Annotated in this window: 15 protein-coding genes; 4 read left to right on the top strand and 11 right to left on the bottom strand. The window is 69.8% G+C overall.

The genetic code is table 11. The annotated features are described in order from the left end of the window. Window positions 1-11 precede the first annotated feature (11 nt). From DI276_RS22795 to DI276_RS22785, 3 genes are read right to left on the bottom strand one after another with little or no spacing between them, the layout of a single operon-like run. The gene (locus tag DI276_RS22795; RefSeq protein ID WP_112266539.1) at window positions 12-470 is read right to left on the bottom strand and encodes a MaoC family dehydratase; all 459 of its coding nucleotides are present in this window, start codon (window positions 468-470) and stop codon (window positions 12-14) included. Beyond that, window positions 467-1,342, bottom strand: a complete 876-nt coding sequence (locus tag DI276_RS22790; protein WP_112266537.1) for an amidohydrolase family protein — start codon at window positions 1,340-1,342, stop codon at window positions 467-469. The genes DI276_RS22795 and DI276_RS22790 overlap by 4 nt, the downstream gene beginning before the upstream one ends. Then, window positions 1,339-2,217 carry an SDR family oxidoreductase gene (locus tag DI276_RS22785; RefSeq protein ID WP_112266535.1) on the bottom strand — a complete coding sequence of 293 codons (879 nt, stop codon included), beginning with the start codon at window positions 2,215-2,217 and terminating at the stop codon, window positions 1,339-1,341. The genes DI276_RS22790 and DI276_RS22785 overlap by 4 nt, the downstream gene beginning before the upstream one ends. Window positions 2,218-2,308: 91 nt before the next feature. Here DI276_RS22785 and DI276_RS22780 point away from each other — a divergent pair, with 91 nt between their 5' ends. Continuing rightward, on the top strand, window positions 2,309-3,097 hold the full coding sequence (locus tag DI276_RS22780) for a PaaX family transcriptional regulator (RefSeq protein WP_232836849.1): 789 nt from the start codon (window positions 2,309-2,311) through the stop codon (window positions 3,095-3,097). A gap of 53 nt (window positions 3,098-3,150) precedes the next feature. On the opposite strand, the gene DI276_RS22775 is transcribed toward DI276_RS22780, so the two are convergent. The 5 genes from DI276_RS22775 to DI276_RS22755 all read right to left on the bottom strand — a co-directional run bounded on the left by DI276_RS22775 (window position 3,151) and on the right by DI276_RS22755 (window position 8,166). Continuing rightward, window positions 3,151-4,275, bottom strand: coding sequence for a BMP family lipoprotein (locus DI276_RS22775; protein WP_112266533.1), 1,125 nt, complete (start codon window positions 4,273-4,275; stop codon window positions 3,151-3,153). Window positions 4,276-4,357: 82 nt separating this feature from the next. Continuing rightward, window positions 4,358-4,870 carry a GNAT family N-acetyltransferase gene (locus tag DI276_RS22770; protein WP_112267605.1) on the bottom strand — a complete coding sequence of 171 codons (513 nt, stop codon included), beginning with the start codon at window positions 4,868-4,870 and terminating at the stop codon, window positions 4,358-4,360. Beyond that, window positions 4,867-5,823, bottom strand: a complete 957-nt coding sequence (locus DI276_RS22765; RefSeq protein ID WP_112266531.1) for a hypothetical protein — start codon at window positions 5,821-5,823, stop codon at window positions 4,867-4,869. Before DI276_RS22765 ends, DI276_RS22770 begins: the two co-directional genes overlap by 4 nt. Window positions 5,824-6,007: 184 nt before the next feature. Further along, window positions 6,008-6,925 (bottom strand): Asp23/Gls24 family envelope stress response protein, encoded by a 918-nt coding sequence (locus tag DI276_RS22760; protein ID WP_112266529.1) that lies wholly within the window; start codon window positions 6,923-6,925, stop codon window positions 6,008-6,010. A 161-nt stretch (window positions 6,926-7,086) separates the two neighbouring features. Continuing rightward, complete coding sequence (locus DI276_RS22755; protein ID WP_112266527.1) at window positions 7,087-8,166, bottom strand: lysyl oxidase family protein; 1,080 nt, start codon at window positions 8,164-8,166, stop codon at window positions 7,087-7,089. Between the two features lie 248 nt (window positions 8,167-8,414). Here DI276_RS22755 and DI276_RS22750 point away from each other — a divergent pair, with 248 nt between their 5' ends. Genes DI276_RS22750 through DI276_RS22740 form a run of 3 tightly spaced genes read left to right on the top strand, consistent with a single transcriptional unit; the run spans window position 8,415 to window position 13,199 of the window. Next, complete coding sequence (locus DI276_RS22750; RefSeq protein ID WP_232836848.1) at window positions 8,415-8,978, top strand: MerR family transcriptional regulator; 564 nt, start codon at window positions 8,415-8,417, stop codon at window positions 8,976-8,978. Continuing rightward, a complete protein-coding gene (locus DI276_RS22745) occupies window positions 8,975-11,275 on the top strand; it encodes a VIT domain-containing protein (RefSeq protein ID WP_112266513.1) in 2,301 nt (766 codons plus the stop codon). The genes DI276_RS22750 and DI276_RS22745 overlap by 4 nt, the downstream gene beginning before the upstream one ends. A 43-nt stretch (window positions 11,276-11,318) precedes the next feature. After that, window positions 11,319-13,199, top strand: a complete 1,881-nt coding sequence (locus DI276_RS22740; RefSeq protein ID WP_112266511.1) for a GH36-type glycosyl hydrolase domain-containing protein — start codon at window positions 11,319-11,321, stop codon at window positions 13,197-13,199. A gap of 1 nt (window position 13,200) precedes the next feature. On the opposite strand, the gene DI276_RS22735 is transcribed toward DI276_RS22740, so the two are convergent. The 3 genes from DI276_RS22735 to DI276_RS22725 form a co-directional block, all read right to left on the bottom strand. Further along, on the bottom strand, window positions 13,201-13,980 hold the full coding sequence (locus tag DI276_RS22735) for a PaaX family transcriptional regulator (protein ID WP_232836897.1): 780 nt from the start codon (window positions 13,978-13,980) through the stop codon (window positions 13,201-13,203). A gap of 76 nt (window positions 13,981-14,056) precedes the next feature. Beyond that, window positions 14,057-14,902 (bottom strand): fumarylacetoacetate hydrolase family protein, encoded by an 846-nt coding sequence (locus tag DI276_RS22730; protein ID WP_112266507.1) that lies wholly within the window; start codon window positions 14,900-14,902, stop codon window positions 14,057-14,059. A gap of 33 nt (window positions 14,903-14,935) precedes the next feature. Continuing rightward, window positions 14,936-15,349 (bottom strand): RidA family protein, encoded by a 414-nt coding sequence (locus DI276_RS22725; protein WP_198680829.1) that lies wholly within the window; start codon window positions 15,347-15,349, stop codon window positions 14,936-14,938. Window positions 15,350-15,377 lie beyond the last annotated feature (28 nt).

The following is a 15,377-nucleotide window of genomic DNA, read 5'->3' as shown; positions in this document are numbered from 1 at the left end:
ACTCTCATCTCTCAGACGTAGTGGCGGTAGACGCCGCGCGCGACGCACGCGGGCTTGGCGGAACCCTCGATCTCGACGGTGAAGTCGATGGTGATCTGCACGCCGTCGCCCTTGACGTCTTCGACGTCCGCGACCTTGCCGTTGAGGCGGATCTTGGCGCCGACCGGGACGGGTGCGGGGAACCGGACCTTGTCCAGTCCGTAGTTGATGCTCATGCGCACGCCCGAGACGTCGAGCAGTTCGGTCATCAGCGGGATGAGCAGGGCCAGCGTGAGGTAACCGTGCGCGATCGTGCCGCCGAACGGCCCCTCCGCGGCCCGTTCGGGGTCGACGTGGATCCACTGGTGGTCGTCGGTCGCGTCGGCGAACGTGTTGACGCGGCCCTGCTCGATCTGCAGCCAGTCGGTGTGGCCGAGGTCCTTGCCCGCGAGCGCTTTGAGCTCGTCGAGTCCTTGCACCGTGGTGGTCATGCGTCTTCCTTCACGAGTCCGAGCAGGCGGGCTGCGTTGTGTTTGAGGATCTTGGGACGGACCTCGTCCGAGATGTCGAGCTTGGCGAAGTCGGCGAGCCAGCGGTCCGGCGTGATCACCGGGAAGTCCGAGCCGAAGAGGACCTTGTCCTGCAACAGCGTGTTGGCGTAGCGGACGAGCTGCGGCGGGAAGTACTTCGGCGACCAGCCGGACAGGTCGATGTACACGAACGGCTTGTGCGTGGCCACCGCGAGCGCCTCGTCCTGCCAGGGGAACGACGGGTGCGCGAGCACGATCTTCAGGTGCGGGAAGTCGACGGCGACGTCGTCGACCAGCATCGGGTTGGAGTGCTTGAGCCTGATGCCACCGCCGCCGGGCACCCCGGCGCCGATCCCGGTCTGTCCACTGTGGAACAGTGCGGGCACGCCGAGCTCCTCGATCACCTCGTACAGCGGGTAGGCCATCCGGTCGTTCGGCGCGAAGTCCTGCAGGCTCGGGTGGAACTTGAACCCGCGCACGCCGTGCTCCTCCACGAGCCGGCGCGCCTCCCGTACCGCGGTGCGGCCCTTCCACGGGTCGACGCTCGCGAACGGGATCAGCACGTCGGCGTGCTCGGCGCAGGACGCGGCGATCTCCTCGTTGGAGATGCGCGGGTGGCCGGTGGCGTGCTCGGCGTCGACCGTGAAGATCACCGCGGCCATCTTGCGCTCGCGGTAGACGGCCGCCGTCTCCGCCATCGTCGGCTGCCGGTGGCCCGCCTTGAAGTACTTCGCGGACGCTTCGAGCAGCGCGGGGCTCAGCGAACTGTGGCCGTCGCTCGAGATCTCCGCGTGCGTGTGCACGTCGATGGCGACGAGATCGTCCACCTTCATGGCGCCACCGGAGCCGGGATGCCGTACGTCTCGGGGTCGAACTTGCCCCACTGGTCGGCGATCGCCGCTGCCGTCCAGCCGCCGTCCGCGAACTCGACCTGCTTCTCGGCCGGGTGCGACCACAGCGCGAGCCGGTCGCCGCCGATGCCGATCGCCTGTCCCGTCACACCCTTCGCCTGGTCAGAGGCGAGGTAGACGATCAGTTCCGCGACGTCCTCGACGGTGCCGAGGCCCTCGTCCTTGCGCACCCACGCGGGCAGCGGCGTGCCGGTCCGTTCGGACTCCTCGATCAGCGGTGCGAACGCCGGAATCGTCTTGGTCATCTCGGTGACGGCGACCGGCACGACCGCGTTGACGGCGATGTCCGCCCGCGCCAGCTCCAGCGCCCACGTCCGTGCCATCGCGGCGATTCCGGCCTTGGCGGCGGCGTAGTTGGTCTGCCCGAAGTTGCCGCGCTGCCCGGCCGGCGACGAGACCAGCACGAGGCTGCCGCCGGTGCCCTGCTCGCGCATCTTGATCGCCGCCGCGCGGGCGCACGTGAACGTGCCGCGCAGGTGCACGTTGATCACGGCGTCGAAGTCGTCGTCGCTCATCTTCCACAGGACCTTGTCGCGCAGGATCCCGGCGTTCGTGACCAGCACGTCGAGCCGCCCGAACTCCTCGACGGCGGTCGCGACCAGCTGCTCCGCGGTCTCGGTCGACCCGACCGGCGCGATGACGGCCTTGCCGCCGATGCTCGCGGCAACCTCCTCGGCCGCGGCGTCGACGTCGTTGACGACCACCTTCGCCCCGTTGCGCGCCAAGGCTTCCGCGTACGCACGCCCCAGCCCACGGCCGGCCCCGGTCACGATCGCGACCTTCCCCGACAGCTCCATCCGACGAGTCCTCTCCGTTGGTGAACGCGCCCAACGTACGGCACATTCGTGACGCTCGTCTAGATAGTGACCAACATGTATCGTGTCAGGCGTGACGCCGCAGTCCTTGATGCTCAACTTCCTCGGCCTGTACGTGCTGGGCCGTGACATCGCGGTCTACTCGGGCAGCGTGATCGACGTGTTCGGCCGCGTCGACGTGTCCGAGGAGGCCGTGCGCTCGACCCTGACCCGGATGACCTCGCGCGGCCTGCTCACCAAGCACCGCAACGGCCGCAAGGTCTACTTCGGACTCACGTCGCGCGCCAAGGACGTCCTGCACGACGGCGAGCGGCGCATCTGGCAGCGCGGCGCCGTGAACAGGGACTGGGACGGCACCTGGACGCTGGTCGGCTTCTCCCTGCCGGAAGGCCGCCGCGGCGACCGCCACGACCTGCGCTCACAGCTGCAGTGGGCGGGCTTCGGCCCGGTGCAGAACGGCCTGTGGATCGCGCCGGGGACGCGCGACGTGGCCGAGATGGTCGCCGACCTGGGGCTCAGCGAGAACGTCACCGTCTTCACCGCGCAGCACGCCAAGCCGACCGAGGCGGCCGACCTGGCGACGCGCGCGTTCGACACGGCCGCGATCGCGGCTCGCTACCAGGCCTTCCTGGCCCGGTGGCGCGAGCCGGCCGACTCGTTGCCCGACGATCTGGCCCGGCAGCTGGTGATGCACGGGGACTGGCTCGACCTGGTGCGGCAGGATCCGCACCTGCCGGCCGAGCTGCTGGCGGACGACTGGCCGGCGATCGAGGCGGAGCAGCTGTTCCAGACGCTGGCCCACCGGTACTTGGAGACGGCCGCGCCGCTCGCTCTCGCGGCCATCGAGTCGATCGAGGTCTGAACGCGCGTCGGCCGCGCCCGTGGCATTGCGGGCGCGGCCGACGTGAGTTCGCGCTACAGCTGCGACGCGACCTTGATCTTGCCTTCGATGATCTGCGCCTTGTAGCCCTCGAGGATGCCCTGCAGCTTCGCGTCGATCTTGCCGCCCGACGTCGCGTAGCCCATGCCGTTGACCTTCAGGTCGAACACCTTGGGCAGCGACGCGAGGTCGTTCTTCGCGGCGGCGCGGAAGAAGTCGTACACGGCGACGTCGACGCGCTTGAGGCTGGACGCGACGATGACATCGCGGTTGGCGGCGAGCGCGGGCTGGCTGTACTGGTCGGCGTCGCAGCCGATCGCCAGCACGCCCGCCTGCTTCACCGCGGCGAACACGCCGATGCCGGACGCGCCCGCTGCCGGGTAGACGACGTCCGCGCCCTTGTCGATCAGGCCCTTGGCGGCCTCCTGGCCCTTCGGCGGGTCCTGGAAGCCGGTGAAGTCGCCGGCCGGGGTGATGTACTTCTTGTCGATCTTCACCTTCGGCGCTGCGGTGCGGGCGCCCTGGTTGTAGCCGGCCTCGAACTTCTGGATCAGCGGGATGTCCACGCCGCCGACGAAGCCCACGTGGCACTTCTTGCTCTGGTACGCGGCCACGACGCCGGCCAGGAACGCGCCCTCCTGCTCGGCGAAGACCAGGGGCGTCACGTTGGCCGCGCCCTCGACGGCCGAGTCGACCAGGCCGAACTTGACGTTCGGGAACTCCGGCGCGACGACCTTCAGCGACTCCGTGTACGCGAAGCCGACGCCGACGATCGGGTTGAAGCCCTCGGACGCGAGCTGGCGCAGCCGGGTCTGCTTGGCGGACTCGTCCTCGTTCGGGGCGGCGGAGAGCTCGCGCGTGTTCTCCTTCTTGACCCCCATGTCCTTGATCGCCTGGTCGAACCCGGCGGCGGCGAGGTCGTTGAACGACGCGTCACCGCGGCCGCCGATGTCGTAGGCCAGGCCGACCTTCAGCGCGCTGCCGTCGACCTTCTGGCTGTCCGTGGCGGTGGTGCTGGTGGCCGGGGGAGCGCTGGGCGGCGTCGAGAACTCGCACGCGGCACCGGCGGCGTTGGTCGAACTCGCGTTGTTGCCGGAGTCCTTCGCGCAGGCAGTCGTCACCAGGGTCAGCGCGATCGCGGCAACTGCGGTGCCACGCATACGACGGCGCACAGCTCTTCTCCATCCGTTGGGGATCAGCGGACGGTACCTCGGGTCGTGGCGAATCTGGTCCAGAGTTCAACTATTGGGAAAGGTCCTTGCGGAAGATCAGGAAGTCGCACGGGCAGGCGAGGTGCGGCACCAGGTGCGGGAAGTCCGCGTTCAAGTCGCCGGTGCGCACGACCTGGTAGCCGATGCGGGTGTACCAGCCGCGCAAGAACTCCTTGACCGGATGCTTCCAGGTCCGCGGCACCAGCAGTTCGAGCTGCATGGCGGCCAGGCCGTGGGAACGTGCCCACTGCTCGGCGAAGCGCACGAGCTCCCTGCCGAGGCCGGTGCCGCGTTGGTCCGGCGCGGCGACCAGCATGCCGAACTCGCCGAGGCCGTCGTCCAGCTGCTGGATGCGGACCGATCCGACGACGCGGTCTTCGGTTTGAGCCACCGCGATCTCACCAGCGTCGATGAGGCCGGCCACCTCGGCTTCGGTGGTCCGGCTCGCGCCGTCGACCCAGAGTCCGGCCTCCGCCTCGGCGTACACCCGGTTCACCAGGCCGGCGATCTCGGTCGCCAGCCCGGTGTCGGCGGTGAAGGTCACCACGGCGACGGCTGCGTGGTCTCGGCGAGCTTCTTGGCGTGCTGGAGCACGCCCAGTTCGCGCAGCATCCGGTCCTTCTGCGCCGGGTCGTGTGCGACGTGCGACGCGTGCAGGGCCTTGCGCAGACGAGAGGTGCGGAACGGTGTCCACCTGCTGGCCAGCGCCAGCTTGGCGGCCCGCAACGCCGCCCGGTCGCGCGTGCGTGCCAGGGCGTCGCGGTGGTCGTCGCCCAAGCCCAGCAACGACAACAGGCGCTCGCGCAGCTCACGGCCGATTCGTGCCCAGGTGGTCGTGTGCTGGCGCGTGGCGCGGATTTCGATGCCCAGCGCGAGGTGCAGCATCACCAGTCCGAGGACCGGTCCGAGCAGGACGCGCGCGAAACCCGCGACCGGGCCGGACAGGCTCAGCGCAGCGAACGCGGCGAAGGCGGTCAGCCCCCAGGCGACCAGGCGCGCAGGCCCAGGACGGCCGTCCCGGCGCACGCCGCCGCGCATGGCCCAGCCGCAGGCGATGAGCGCCGCTTCCATGACGGAGAACAGCACGACCCGCTCGACGACGTCGGTGATTCCCAGGCGTTGCTCGAAGAACCGCCACGACGTGTCGACGCTGACGCCGATGCTCATCAGCGCGACCAGGTAGAAACCCTTGGCACCAGCGGGTTTCACCGGTTCCGCAGGGGTTCGTTCGGCCTGGTCCAGCTCCGCGATCAGCTCCGGCGTGAGGAGCACGTTGCCGGCCGTGTCGGTGATGCCGTTGCGGGCACGCCACTCGTTCACGATCGGCGTGGCGTACGGCCTGCTGGGCACCTTCTTCTGGCCCTGCTTGCTCAGCCAGCGGCGCACGTCCTCCACCGAGCTGCCGCGCGGCATGTGCTCCAGCGCGTACAGGATCTGCTCTTTCATGGTTTTGAGCCGGCCCAGAGCAGCGTCATGGCCGACCTCGTCCGTGCGCACTCGTCCTCTCCGTCCTCCGCGTTGGCCACGCGGACGCGAATCTCCACGGTGTAATTCGGGACCCGCGGCACCCTACCCGTTGCTCGGGCCGGCACAGCACCGGGTTTTCCGACTCACCGCAGGGACGGATGCAGACCTCGCGGGCCACGGCACCCCACGCGCCGTGGCCCCGCTGCGGTTTTGGTCAGGCGGTCGGCAGGTGGATGTCGCTGATGTGCACGTCCACGGCCGCGACGTCGAAGTTCAGGAACTGCTCGACGGCCTCGATCACGTCGGTGCGGACCTGCTCGGCCAGTGCCTTGACGGCGTGGCCGAACTCGATGACCAGCGAGACCTTGATCGTGGCGACGTCGCCGTCGACCTCGACGGAAATGCCGTCCGCGGCAAGGCTGTGCACGCCGTCGATCTTGGCGGCGACGAGGGTGACGACCTTGGCGACGACGCTGTGTTCGACCGTGACGTTGCCGCGGGTGCCGGCGGCGGGACGGGTCTGCTCGGCTTCGGCGGCCGGCTCGGGGACGACGACCGGGACGGCCTCGACGACGGGCTCGGTCTCGACGGCGGGCTCGGTCTCGGCGGCGGGCTCGGTGTCCTCGTCCTCTTCGGTTTCCTCGGACTCGTCGGCGTCGGCCGCAGCGGGCTCGTCAGATTCCTCGGACGCTTCGGTTTCGTCGGAGGCTTCTGCCTCGTCGGACTCCTCGGACTCCTCGGACTCGTCGGCTTCGTCGGACTCGTCGGTGTCGCCGGACGCCTCGACCTCATCTGAGGCTTCGGTCTCGTCGGACGCCTCGACCTCGTCGGACGCCTCGACCCCGTCGGAATCCTCAGCGCCGTCAACCTTTTCGGCGTCGTCGGCCTCGTCCTCGGAGACGGCCTCTGCCTCGTCCTCCGCCGCGCCGGCCTCCTCGTCCTGCTCGGCCGCTGCGCCGTCGACCTCGCCCGAGATCTCCTCGTGCGCTTCGCCTTCCACCTGCTCCTTGGCGTCGGACTCGTGGTCGGCAGGCGCGGTGGGCGCGAGCACGTCCGTCACCACGACGTCGTGGGTGGCGGCGGGGGTGTCGTTCTTGGGGCGGCCGAAGAAGTTGCTGATGATCTCGGTCATGGGTTCTTCCCGTCTCGCGAGCGGAGGATGCAGGGGAGGGAGCGAGGTGACGGCGCAAGGATAGGCACGGGGTCGGTGACCCAGATCACCGACCCCGCCCTTGATTTTCCCTGTGCCCCAACAATTTCCCAGCTCGTGATGCGACAGCGACCCACGATGGGTCAGCAGGGTGTAGAGGCGCTTCCGAGTGCGGCTTTCGGAGTAGCGGTGCCAAGCCCGGACAGCGTGATCGGGATCTTGACGCAGTTGTTCCGTTCGGCGGCCTCGCGCAGTTTGCCGGCGGGGTCGACGCGGGTGACGAGCGTGTAAGTGCCGTCCTGCAACGAACTGACCTCGATCATCTGGTCCGGCAGCGCCCACCAGTACTCGTCGGCCCAGCCGCGCGAGATGCCGTTCTTGAACGCGTCGATGCCGGGCGGTGACGTCGGTTCGGGGTCGAGGCAGCGCGGCGCCGGGTAGCTCTGCGGTGCGTTGCCCTTGCGTGCCCACCAGGGCATCTCGGTGTCGGCCATGCAGAAACCGTTCTTCTTGCCGGTCGCGACGACGGTGCCGGCCGCGTTCTCCAGCGTGGAGACCGAGAAGTCCTCGAAGTGGTAGTGGCTGTGGATCGAGTGGTAATGCATCGTTCCCACGGACGGGATGTCGCGGAACGTCCCGTCGGCGCGGTAGATGCGTTGGGAGCCGGGGACTTCGTGCGGGCGCTGGCCGGCGGGCGTCTGGTAGCGCACGTCGACCGGGCCCTCGCCGACGTTCGCCATCGCCTGGCCGAAGCGCAGGCACGTGCGGGCCTTCTGCTCCTCCACCTCGCTGCGGAAGCACGACGAACCCGGCGCCGCGACGTCGTCGAAGAACGGCGGTGGCGTCTCGAACGTCGCGTACCGCTGGGGGAGCGCCTCCAGGTCCGGCAGCAGTTCGCGCGTGGACGAACGAGGCGAGTTCTCGTTCTCCAGCAGGCCTTCGTAGCGGACGACGTCGGATCCCAGCTCCGGTACGAACGGGTTGTAGAAGACGTAGACGGTGTAGCGGGCGGTGATCTTCGGCAGCCAGACCGACCGGGCCGGGCCGATCTGCGCGTCTGCCACAGCGACGCGCCGCGTGCCCTGGTAGACGGCGAACCCGAGGCTGTCGTCGGGAGTGGCGCCGACCGCCTGGATCGCCAGCTCGACGCCGCCGGGTTTCGCCCGCAGGCCCGCGGGCAGCCGGCGGAGACGGACGCGCGGTCGCAGCCGTTCGTACGGCACTCGGGCACGTCACGCAGCCGCGGGTCGGACTTGCGGACTTCGCCCTTCCAGAACGTCGGGCGGTTGGAGTCGACGGTGATGCCCGATGCGGCGGCGGCCGGGGTCAGCACCAGTAAAAGCGTTGCCAGTATTGCCAAGCCTCTCATTCCATGCCCCCTCAGTGCAGGTTTGGTCACGCTCAGCAAGTGGTCACGCTACTCCCGACTGCAACGTTGACACTGTCATGGTTGCAGTGTCAGTATCGAGGTGTGTGGACGCTCGACGAGTTGCTGGAACGTGTCTCCGCCGCGCTCACGGCGGAGTACTCGGGCGCGCCCAACGGTCGTGTGCGCGACGTACCCGACCGACGGGCCGTGCGCTGGTACGCGACGACGGGGCTGGTCGATCGGCCGTCGGCGATGCGCGGCCGCACCGCGTTGTACGAGAAGCGCCACCTGCTCCAGCTCGTGGCCGTGAAGAGACTGCAGTCGGAGGGGAGGGCGCTGGCCGAGATCCAAGCCGAGCTCGCGGGCGCCACCGACACGACGCTGGCGGCCATCGCCCGCGTGCCCGACCAACTGCTCCGGTCCGGCGAAACACCGCCACCGGAAGCCGTTCGCCCGCGGTTCTGGGCGGAACCCGTTGCCGCGCCGGTCAAATCGCCGGAAGCGCCCGCGGTTCCGCTGAACGGAGTAGCGCTCGGAGGTGGTGCCGTGCTGCTGGTGCCGGGTACGCCCACCGCCGCCGACGTCGCGGACATCGCCGCCGCCGCACGGCCTTTGCTCGACCTGCTCGCCGCCCGTGGTCTGCTCAACGAAAGGGAATCGTCATGACCTTCTCCGTCGCCCCGATGAAGTCCGCGGAGCTGGACCGCGTCGGGCTGGTGAGCGAGGACGCGGGTGTCGGCGCGCTGCGCACCGAACGCGGCAACCTGCCGCTGGAACGCTTGGACGTGCGGGCGACGATCACCGGGCTCGTCGGCCGCGTCGTGCTGACGACCGGCTTCGTGAACTCCTACGACACGGCGCTCGAAGCGACCTACGTGTTCCCGTTGCCGGACCGCGCCGCCGTCACCGGCATGAAGATGACCGCCGGCGACCGGGTGGTCGAGGCAGAACTGCAGGAACGCGCTCAGGCGCGGCAGACCTACGACGACGCCATCGCGTCGGGCAGACAAGCGTCGATCGTCGAGGAGGAGCGGCCCGACGTCTTCACCATGCGGGTCGGCAACATCCCGGCGGGCGAACGGGTCACCGTCGAGCTGACCCTGGTGGGGCCGCTGGTGTTCGAGGACGGCGCGGCCACGTTCCGGTTCCCGCTCGTGGTGGCGCCTCGGTACGTGCCGGGCACGCCGCTGTCGGGTCCGTCCGTCGGCGACGGGTACGCGTCGGACACCGACGTCGTGCCGGACGCGTCCCGGATCACGCCACCGGTACTGCTGCCCGGCTTCCCGAACCCGGTGCGGCTCGGCATCGGCGTGCAGATCGACCCGGCCGGGCTGGAGCTCGGCGAGGTGCGGTCGAGCCTGCACACCGTGGTGACGGAGGGAAACACCGTCAGCGTCGAGCCGGGGGAGCGGGTCGACCGCGACTTCGTGCTGCGCCTCACCTACGCGGGCAACAGTTCTTCGGCCGTGTGCGTGCCCGACGCTGAAGGTGGCACCTATCAGCTGACGGTGCTGCCGCCCGAGCCTTCTGGCCCGGTTCGTCCGCGCGACGTCGTGCTGCTGCTCGACCGCTCCGGCAGCATGTCCGGCTGGAAGATGGTCGCGGCCAGGCGCGCGGCCGCCCGCATCGTCGACACCCTCACCGCGGACGACACGTTCGCCGTGCTCACCTTCGACGACCGGGTGGAACGGCCGGACCTCGGCACCGGACTCGTCGCGGCCACCGACCGCCACCGCTTCCGCGCCGTCGAACACCTCGCTGGAGTCCAGGCGCGCGGCGGCACCGAGATGTTCGAACCGCTGCGCGAGGGACTCACCCTGCTCGCCCGAGCGAGCGAGGGCCGCGACCCCGTCCTGGTCCTCGTGACGGACGGCCAGGTCGGCAACGAGGACCAACTGCTGCGCGACATCACGCCGCTGCTCAACCGGACGCGGGTGCACGCCGTCGGCATCGACACGGCCGTCAACGCGGGCTTCCTCGGCAGGCTGGCCGCGGCCGGCGCGGGCCGGTGCGAGCTCGTGGAAAGCGAAGACCGCCTGGACGAGGCAATGGCGCACATCCAACGCCGCATCGGCGCGCCGCTGATCACCGATGTGGTGGTCTCGCCGTCGTCCTCGCTGCCCCGGCAGCCCTCGGCCATCTATCCGGGTGTGCCGCTGGTGGCGCTCGGCCGGTACCGCGAGACTCCTGAGGTTGTCACCGTGCGCGGCCGGACCCGGGACGGCGCGGACTGGGAGCAGACCGTGGTCGTGCGTGAGGTCGATTCGCCTGCGGTCCGAGCGCAGTGGGCCCGTGCGGCGCTGCGTGATCTCGAGGACCGGTACGCGACCGGCGACAGGTCGGTGGAGCAGGAGATCGTGCAGACCTCGCTGCGGTTCGGTGTGCTGTGCCGCTTCACCGCGTTCGTGGCGGTGGACGAGCGGGTCGTGTCCGACGGGACGGTCCACCGCGTGGTGCAGCCGGTCGAACGGCCGGCGGGCTGGGAGATGCCGGTGCCGATGTTCGCCGCGCAGGCAGGGGGTTACGGCGGGCCGCCGATGCCTCTCATGGCGGCGCCTGCCGCGTTCCCGCCGCCCGCAGCACCTGGGGCACCAGCCGGGTTCGCGCCACCGGCGCCACAAGCTCGTCGTCTTCGTCTTGGCGGCGCTGCGCCGAAGCTGACGCACGGTGGAGGCGCACCCGGCAACCCGACGGATCTGCGCGAGATCGCCGCGGTGGAGGTGCAGCGCCTGGAGAGGGACGCCGGGTTGCCGGCCTGGGAACGCCGGGACCTGCTCGCCGACCTGGCCAGCCGGCTGGGCACCCTCCTCGCCACCACGCAGGACCCGGCCTGGGAACCGTTGCGGCGGTTGGTCACCGAGCTCATCGCGGGCGGCGACGTCGACCAGCTGTGGGCGCGGGCCAAGCAGGTGCTGCAGGAGTTCGCTGCCGGAAAGGAGCGTCGCCGGAGCTTCTGGCGCTGAACGGACCTAGCCCGAACCCCGGTGCGGCGCAACGCTGGTGAGTGTGAGCGCGTTCGGGGAGTGGACGACGGCCGAGGGCCTGCCCGCGTTCGACTACCGGGCAGGCCCGACGCGGTGGGATCCGATCATCGACCCGCCGTCGACCCGGCACCGGGTGCACGTGGGCAACCGCCGGATCACGTTGGTGGCCGACAGCGACGGACTCTGCAGCGTGTGGGACGAGCACGTCGGTTGTTGGTGGATCGCCGAGCACACCGGCATTTCCCGGTTTGGTGAGCTGTCGACGGACGCGGCTCCGACGAAGCTGTTCGGTCCCACGTTCTTCCGGGTCGCGGTCGGTGACGTCGAACGCACGGTGCTGTGTCCGGAGGGCGAGGCGCCGTGGGTGCTGATCAAGGTCGACCTGGTCAACCGGGGCTCGGAGGTGTTGCGGGGCACCCTGACCGAGGAATGGGTGGTGCGACCGCGGCTGGTGAACCTGGAGTTCGGTGCCGTGCCGGAGTACGTCGCTCCGCCGGACGCACCCCTTGTGGTGCTGGAAGAGTTCGGCGGCGAGCGCGTCGAGACCACCGCCGGGCCGTTGACGCTCGCGGTCCCGGTGGAGCTGCCACCCGGCGAACGGACCTCGGTGTGGTTCCGGTTCGGGCTCGCCGGTGAGCCTGCGGACCCAGCTGCCCTGTACGCAGAAAGCCTTGCTGCACTGCACAAGCGCCTGCCAACCGCCACCCCCGAGATCTCGTGGCACGCAGCGTTGCTCACCGGTGCCGCGTGCGCCGACGGCATGCTCGGCGGCCACACCCTGAACCAGGGCTCGGCCTACGCGTTCCGGCACGGTTTCAACGGCGCGGCAAGGGATCCGCTGCAACACGCGCTCCCGCTCGTCCACCTCGAACCGGACCTCGCCCTCTCGGTGCTGCGCAACACCTGCGCCTGGGGCAGCCCCGACGGCGACCTGCCGTACGCCCTCGACGGCCGCAAACAACCGTGGACCCAGCTGTTCCGCCCGTCCGACCAGAACCTGTGGGCCCTCTGGCTGGCCGCCGAGTACGCCGCGGCCACCGGTGACCTCGCCGCGTTCCGCGAGCCGGTGCCGTACCACCCGTGTCACGAAGCGGAGCCGGTCGAGTTGGCCGAGAACCTGCGGCGCCAGTTCAGGTTCTTCGCGGACGTGGTCGGGGTGGGGGAGCACGGGCACGTCCGCATCCTCAACGCCGACTGGAACGACCTCGCCATCACCGAGTCCGGCGTGGACCGCGAGCTGATGATCGAACGCGGCGAGTCGGTGCTCAACTCCGCGATGGCCGCCTGGGTGCTCCCGGTGTACGCCAAGTTGTGCGAACGGCTCGGCGACCACGCCACCGCAACCGAAGCACGGGAGCGCGCGGCCGACCTGAAGGCGAGAGTCGCGAGCGAGTGGAACGGCAAGTGGTTCCGCCGGGCCCACGCACCCGGTGGCGCTCCGATCGGTGATCACGACCTGTGGCTGGAGGTGCAGCCGTGGGCGATCCTGTGCGGTGCGGCCACACCCGACCAAGCGCGCGCGTTGCTCAAGACGATCGACGAGACGTGCCGCGCCGGATCACCGCTGGGAGCCCGGCACCGGTGGCCGATCTCCACGCCGAGCCAAATCTGGTTCTCCGTCAACATGACGCTGGTCTGGGCCGCCTCGAAGTACGACCCGGACCTGGCGTGGGACGAGTGGCGGCGGATGACCCTGCACGCGCACACCACCGCCTACCCCGACGTCTGGACGGGCACGCTGTCCGGCCCCGACTGCTACCTCGCTCCGGAAAGCGACCGGCCCGGCGAGACCTGGGCGTTGCCGGACCTCGGCGTCGCGATGCAGGCGTATCCGATCGCCAACCTGCACAGCCATTCGCAGCCGTTGCTGGCCCACCTCCGGCTGCGAGGAGTCGAACCGTGAGCTATCCGCGTCTGTGGATCACGGCCAGCGCGTGCTCGCGGGCCGGTGCGCTCAACGTCGTGTTCAGCTGCTCGAACAACGCTTCCGCGGTGACGCCGTTCCACCCCGGCGGCAGCAGGGCCAAGGGCAGGCCGGGATCGCTGTAGGGCAGGCGCCGCCACTGGGTCAGCATCGGCACGTAGAGCCCGAACGCCTGCTCCGGCGTGACGATCGCGATGTCGAGCTCGGGGCGGTGGCGGCGCAGGAAGTCGGCGTAGAGATCGGCCAGCTCGTCGAGGTCCCACCACGACCGGACCTTGGAGCGCAGGTCGCCGAACGCGAAGTGCTGGCCGGTGAAGATGTCGACGTACTCGGCCAGGCCGCGGCGTTCCAGGGTGCGCCTGGTCTCCGTGGCCAGGTTGCCCGGCGCGACCCAGACGCCGGGCGCGGCGGTGCCGAAGCCGAGCTGGGTCAGGCTGGTGCGCAACGCGTGGCGCTTCTCGCGTTCGGACTCGGGCACGGAGAACACGACGACGAGCCAGCCGTCCTCGGTGGTCGCGCGCCTGCGCTCGAAGATCCGCGCGTCGCCTTCCGCGAGCATTTCCAGGGTCGGTTCGGACAGGGCGTAGCCCGCGGCGCCGTCGCGGCGGTCGCTGCGGACCACGCCGCGGCGCTTGAGGCGGGAGATCGAGGACCGGACGGCCTGGCCTTCCACGCCGAGGTCGGCCATCAGCTGCACGACGGACGCGACGGAGAGCCAGTTGTCCTCGCCGCGGGCGTACAGGCCGAAGAGCGTGACGATGAGCGGGCCGAGGCGGTCGCGGCCGGCGGCAACCGTTGGTTCTGTGGTCAGCGCGACGTTCAGGGCCCTCTCCTCGTCAGCTCAGTTCCGTCAGGGTGACAGTGTTGCGCAGCTCGCCCAGCCCGCTGACACGAGTCACCACGACGTCGCCGTCGTGCAGGAAGAGCTGCGGCTCACGGGCGGCGCCGATGCCGCTGGGCGTGCCGGTGAGGATCACGTCGCCGGCGCGCAAGGTCATGCCGTGGCTCAGTTCGGCGATGATCCGGGTGAAGGAGAACGCCATCTGCGCGCTGGAGGCGTTCTGCAGCAGCACGCCGTTGACCTCGCACTGCACCTGCATGTCCGTGAGGTCCACGGAGTCAGCGGTGGTGATCCACGGTCCGAGCGGCATGGTGGCGTCGAGGCTCTTGCCCTTCAGCCACTGTCCGCCGTGCGCGCGTTGGAGATCGCGCTGCGAGACGTCGTTCGCGACGAGGAAGCCGAAGACGTGGTCCAGCGCCTTCTCCTCCGGGATCGACCGGCCGTCGCGGCCGATGACCATCGCGATTTCGGCCTCGTAGTCCCACTTCGCGGAGATCTCCGGATCGTAGGCGATGTCGTCGGACGGGCCGATGACGGTGTCCGGGCCCTTCGTGAAGAACGTCGGTCGCAGCGGCATCTCGGCGGGGCCCTGTCCCTCGCGCTTGCCTGACGACTCGAGGAAGTGGTCGAGGTAGTTCCAGCCGGTGCACAGGATGTCGCGGTTGAAGCGGTGCAGCGGTGCTTCCAGGCGGACCTCCGCCAACGGTAGGACCTCGCCGTGGGTGCCCATCGGTGCGCCGCGCACGATGTCGTCGACGGTGGTGGAGAGCAACGCGATCGAGTCCTCTTCCACGACACCGGCCCGGCGGACGCCGTCGACGGTCACAGCTGCGAGCTTCACTATTGCGGCCCCATTTCGCTGTTCATGGAAACACTATGGCGTGCGGAGCCGGTGGTCCGGGATGACGGCCACGCCGAGGATCTCGATGAGCGCCTCCGGCTGCCACAACCCGGTGCAGCCGATGCCCGCCATGGCCGGGTAGACCGGTCCGGCGAGCTCGCGCCACACCTTGCCGATCTCCTTGCCGTGCGCCTGGTAGTCCGGGATGTCGGTCAGGTAGATCGTGATGCTGACCAGGTCTTCCGGCTCACCGCCGACCTCGCGCAACGTGGTCAGCACGTTGCCGAACGCCTGGCGGAACTGCTCGACGATGCCGCCCGGGATGATCTTCATCTCGGCGTCGGTGGCGGTCTGCCCGCCCAGGTGGAGCGTGTTGCCCACGAGCGTGCCGTGGGAGTAGCCGCTCGGGGCGGGGAGGCTCGCCGGATTCACTGCCACTGGGCTCATGCGTATTGACACTATCTGACGGTCGTGA

This window comes from Lentzea terrae, assembly GCF_003265345.1.
GTDB classification, from domain to species: Bacteria; Actinomycetota; Actinomycetes; order Mycobacteriales; family Pseudonocardiaceae; genus Lentzea; species Lentzea terrae.
Note: the sequence above shows the minus strand (reverse complement) of the source record. Positions and strands in the feature narration are given on the sequence as shown.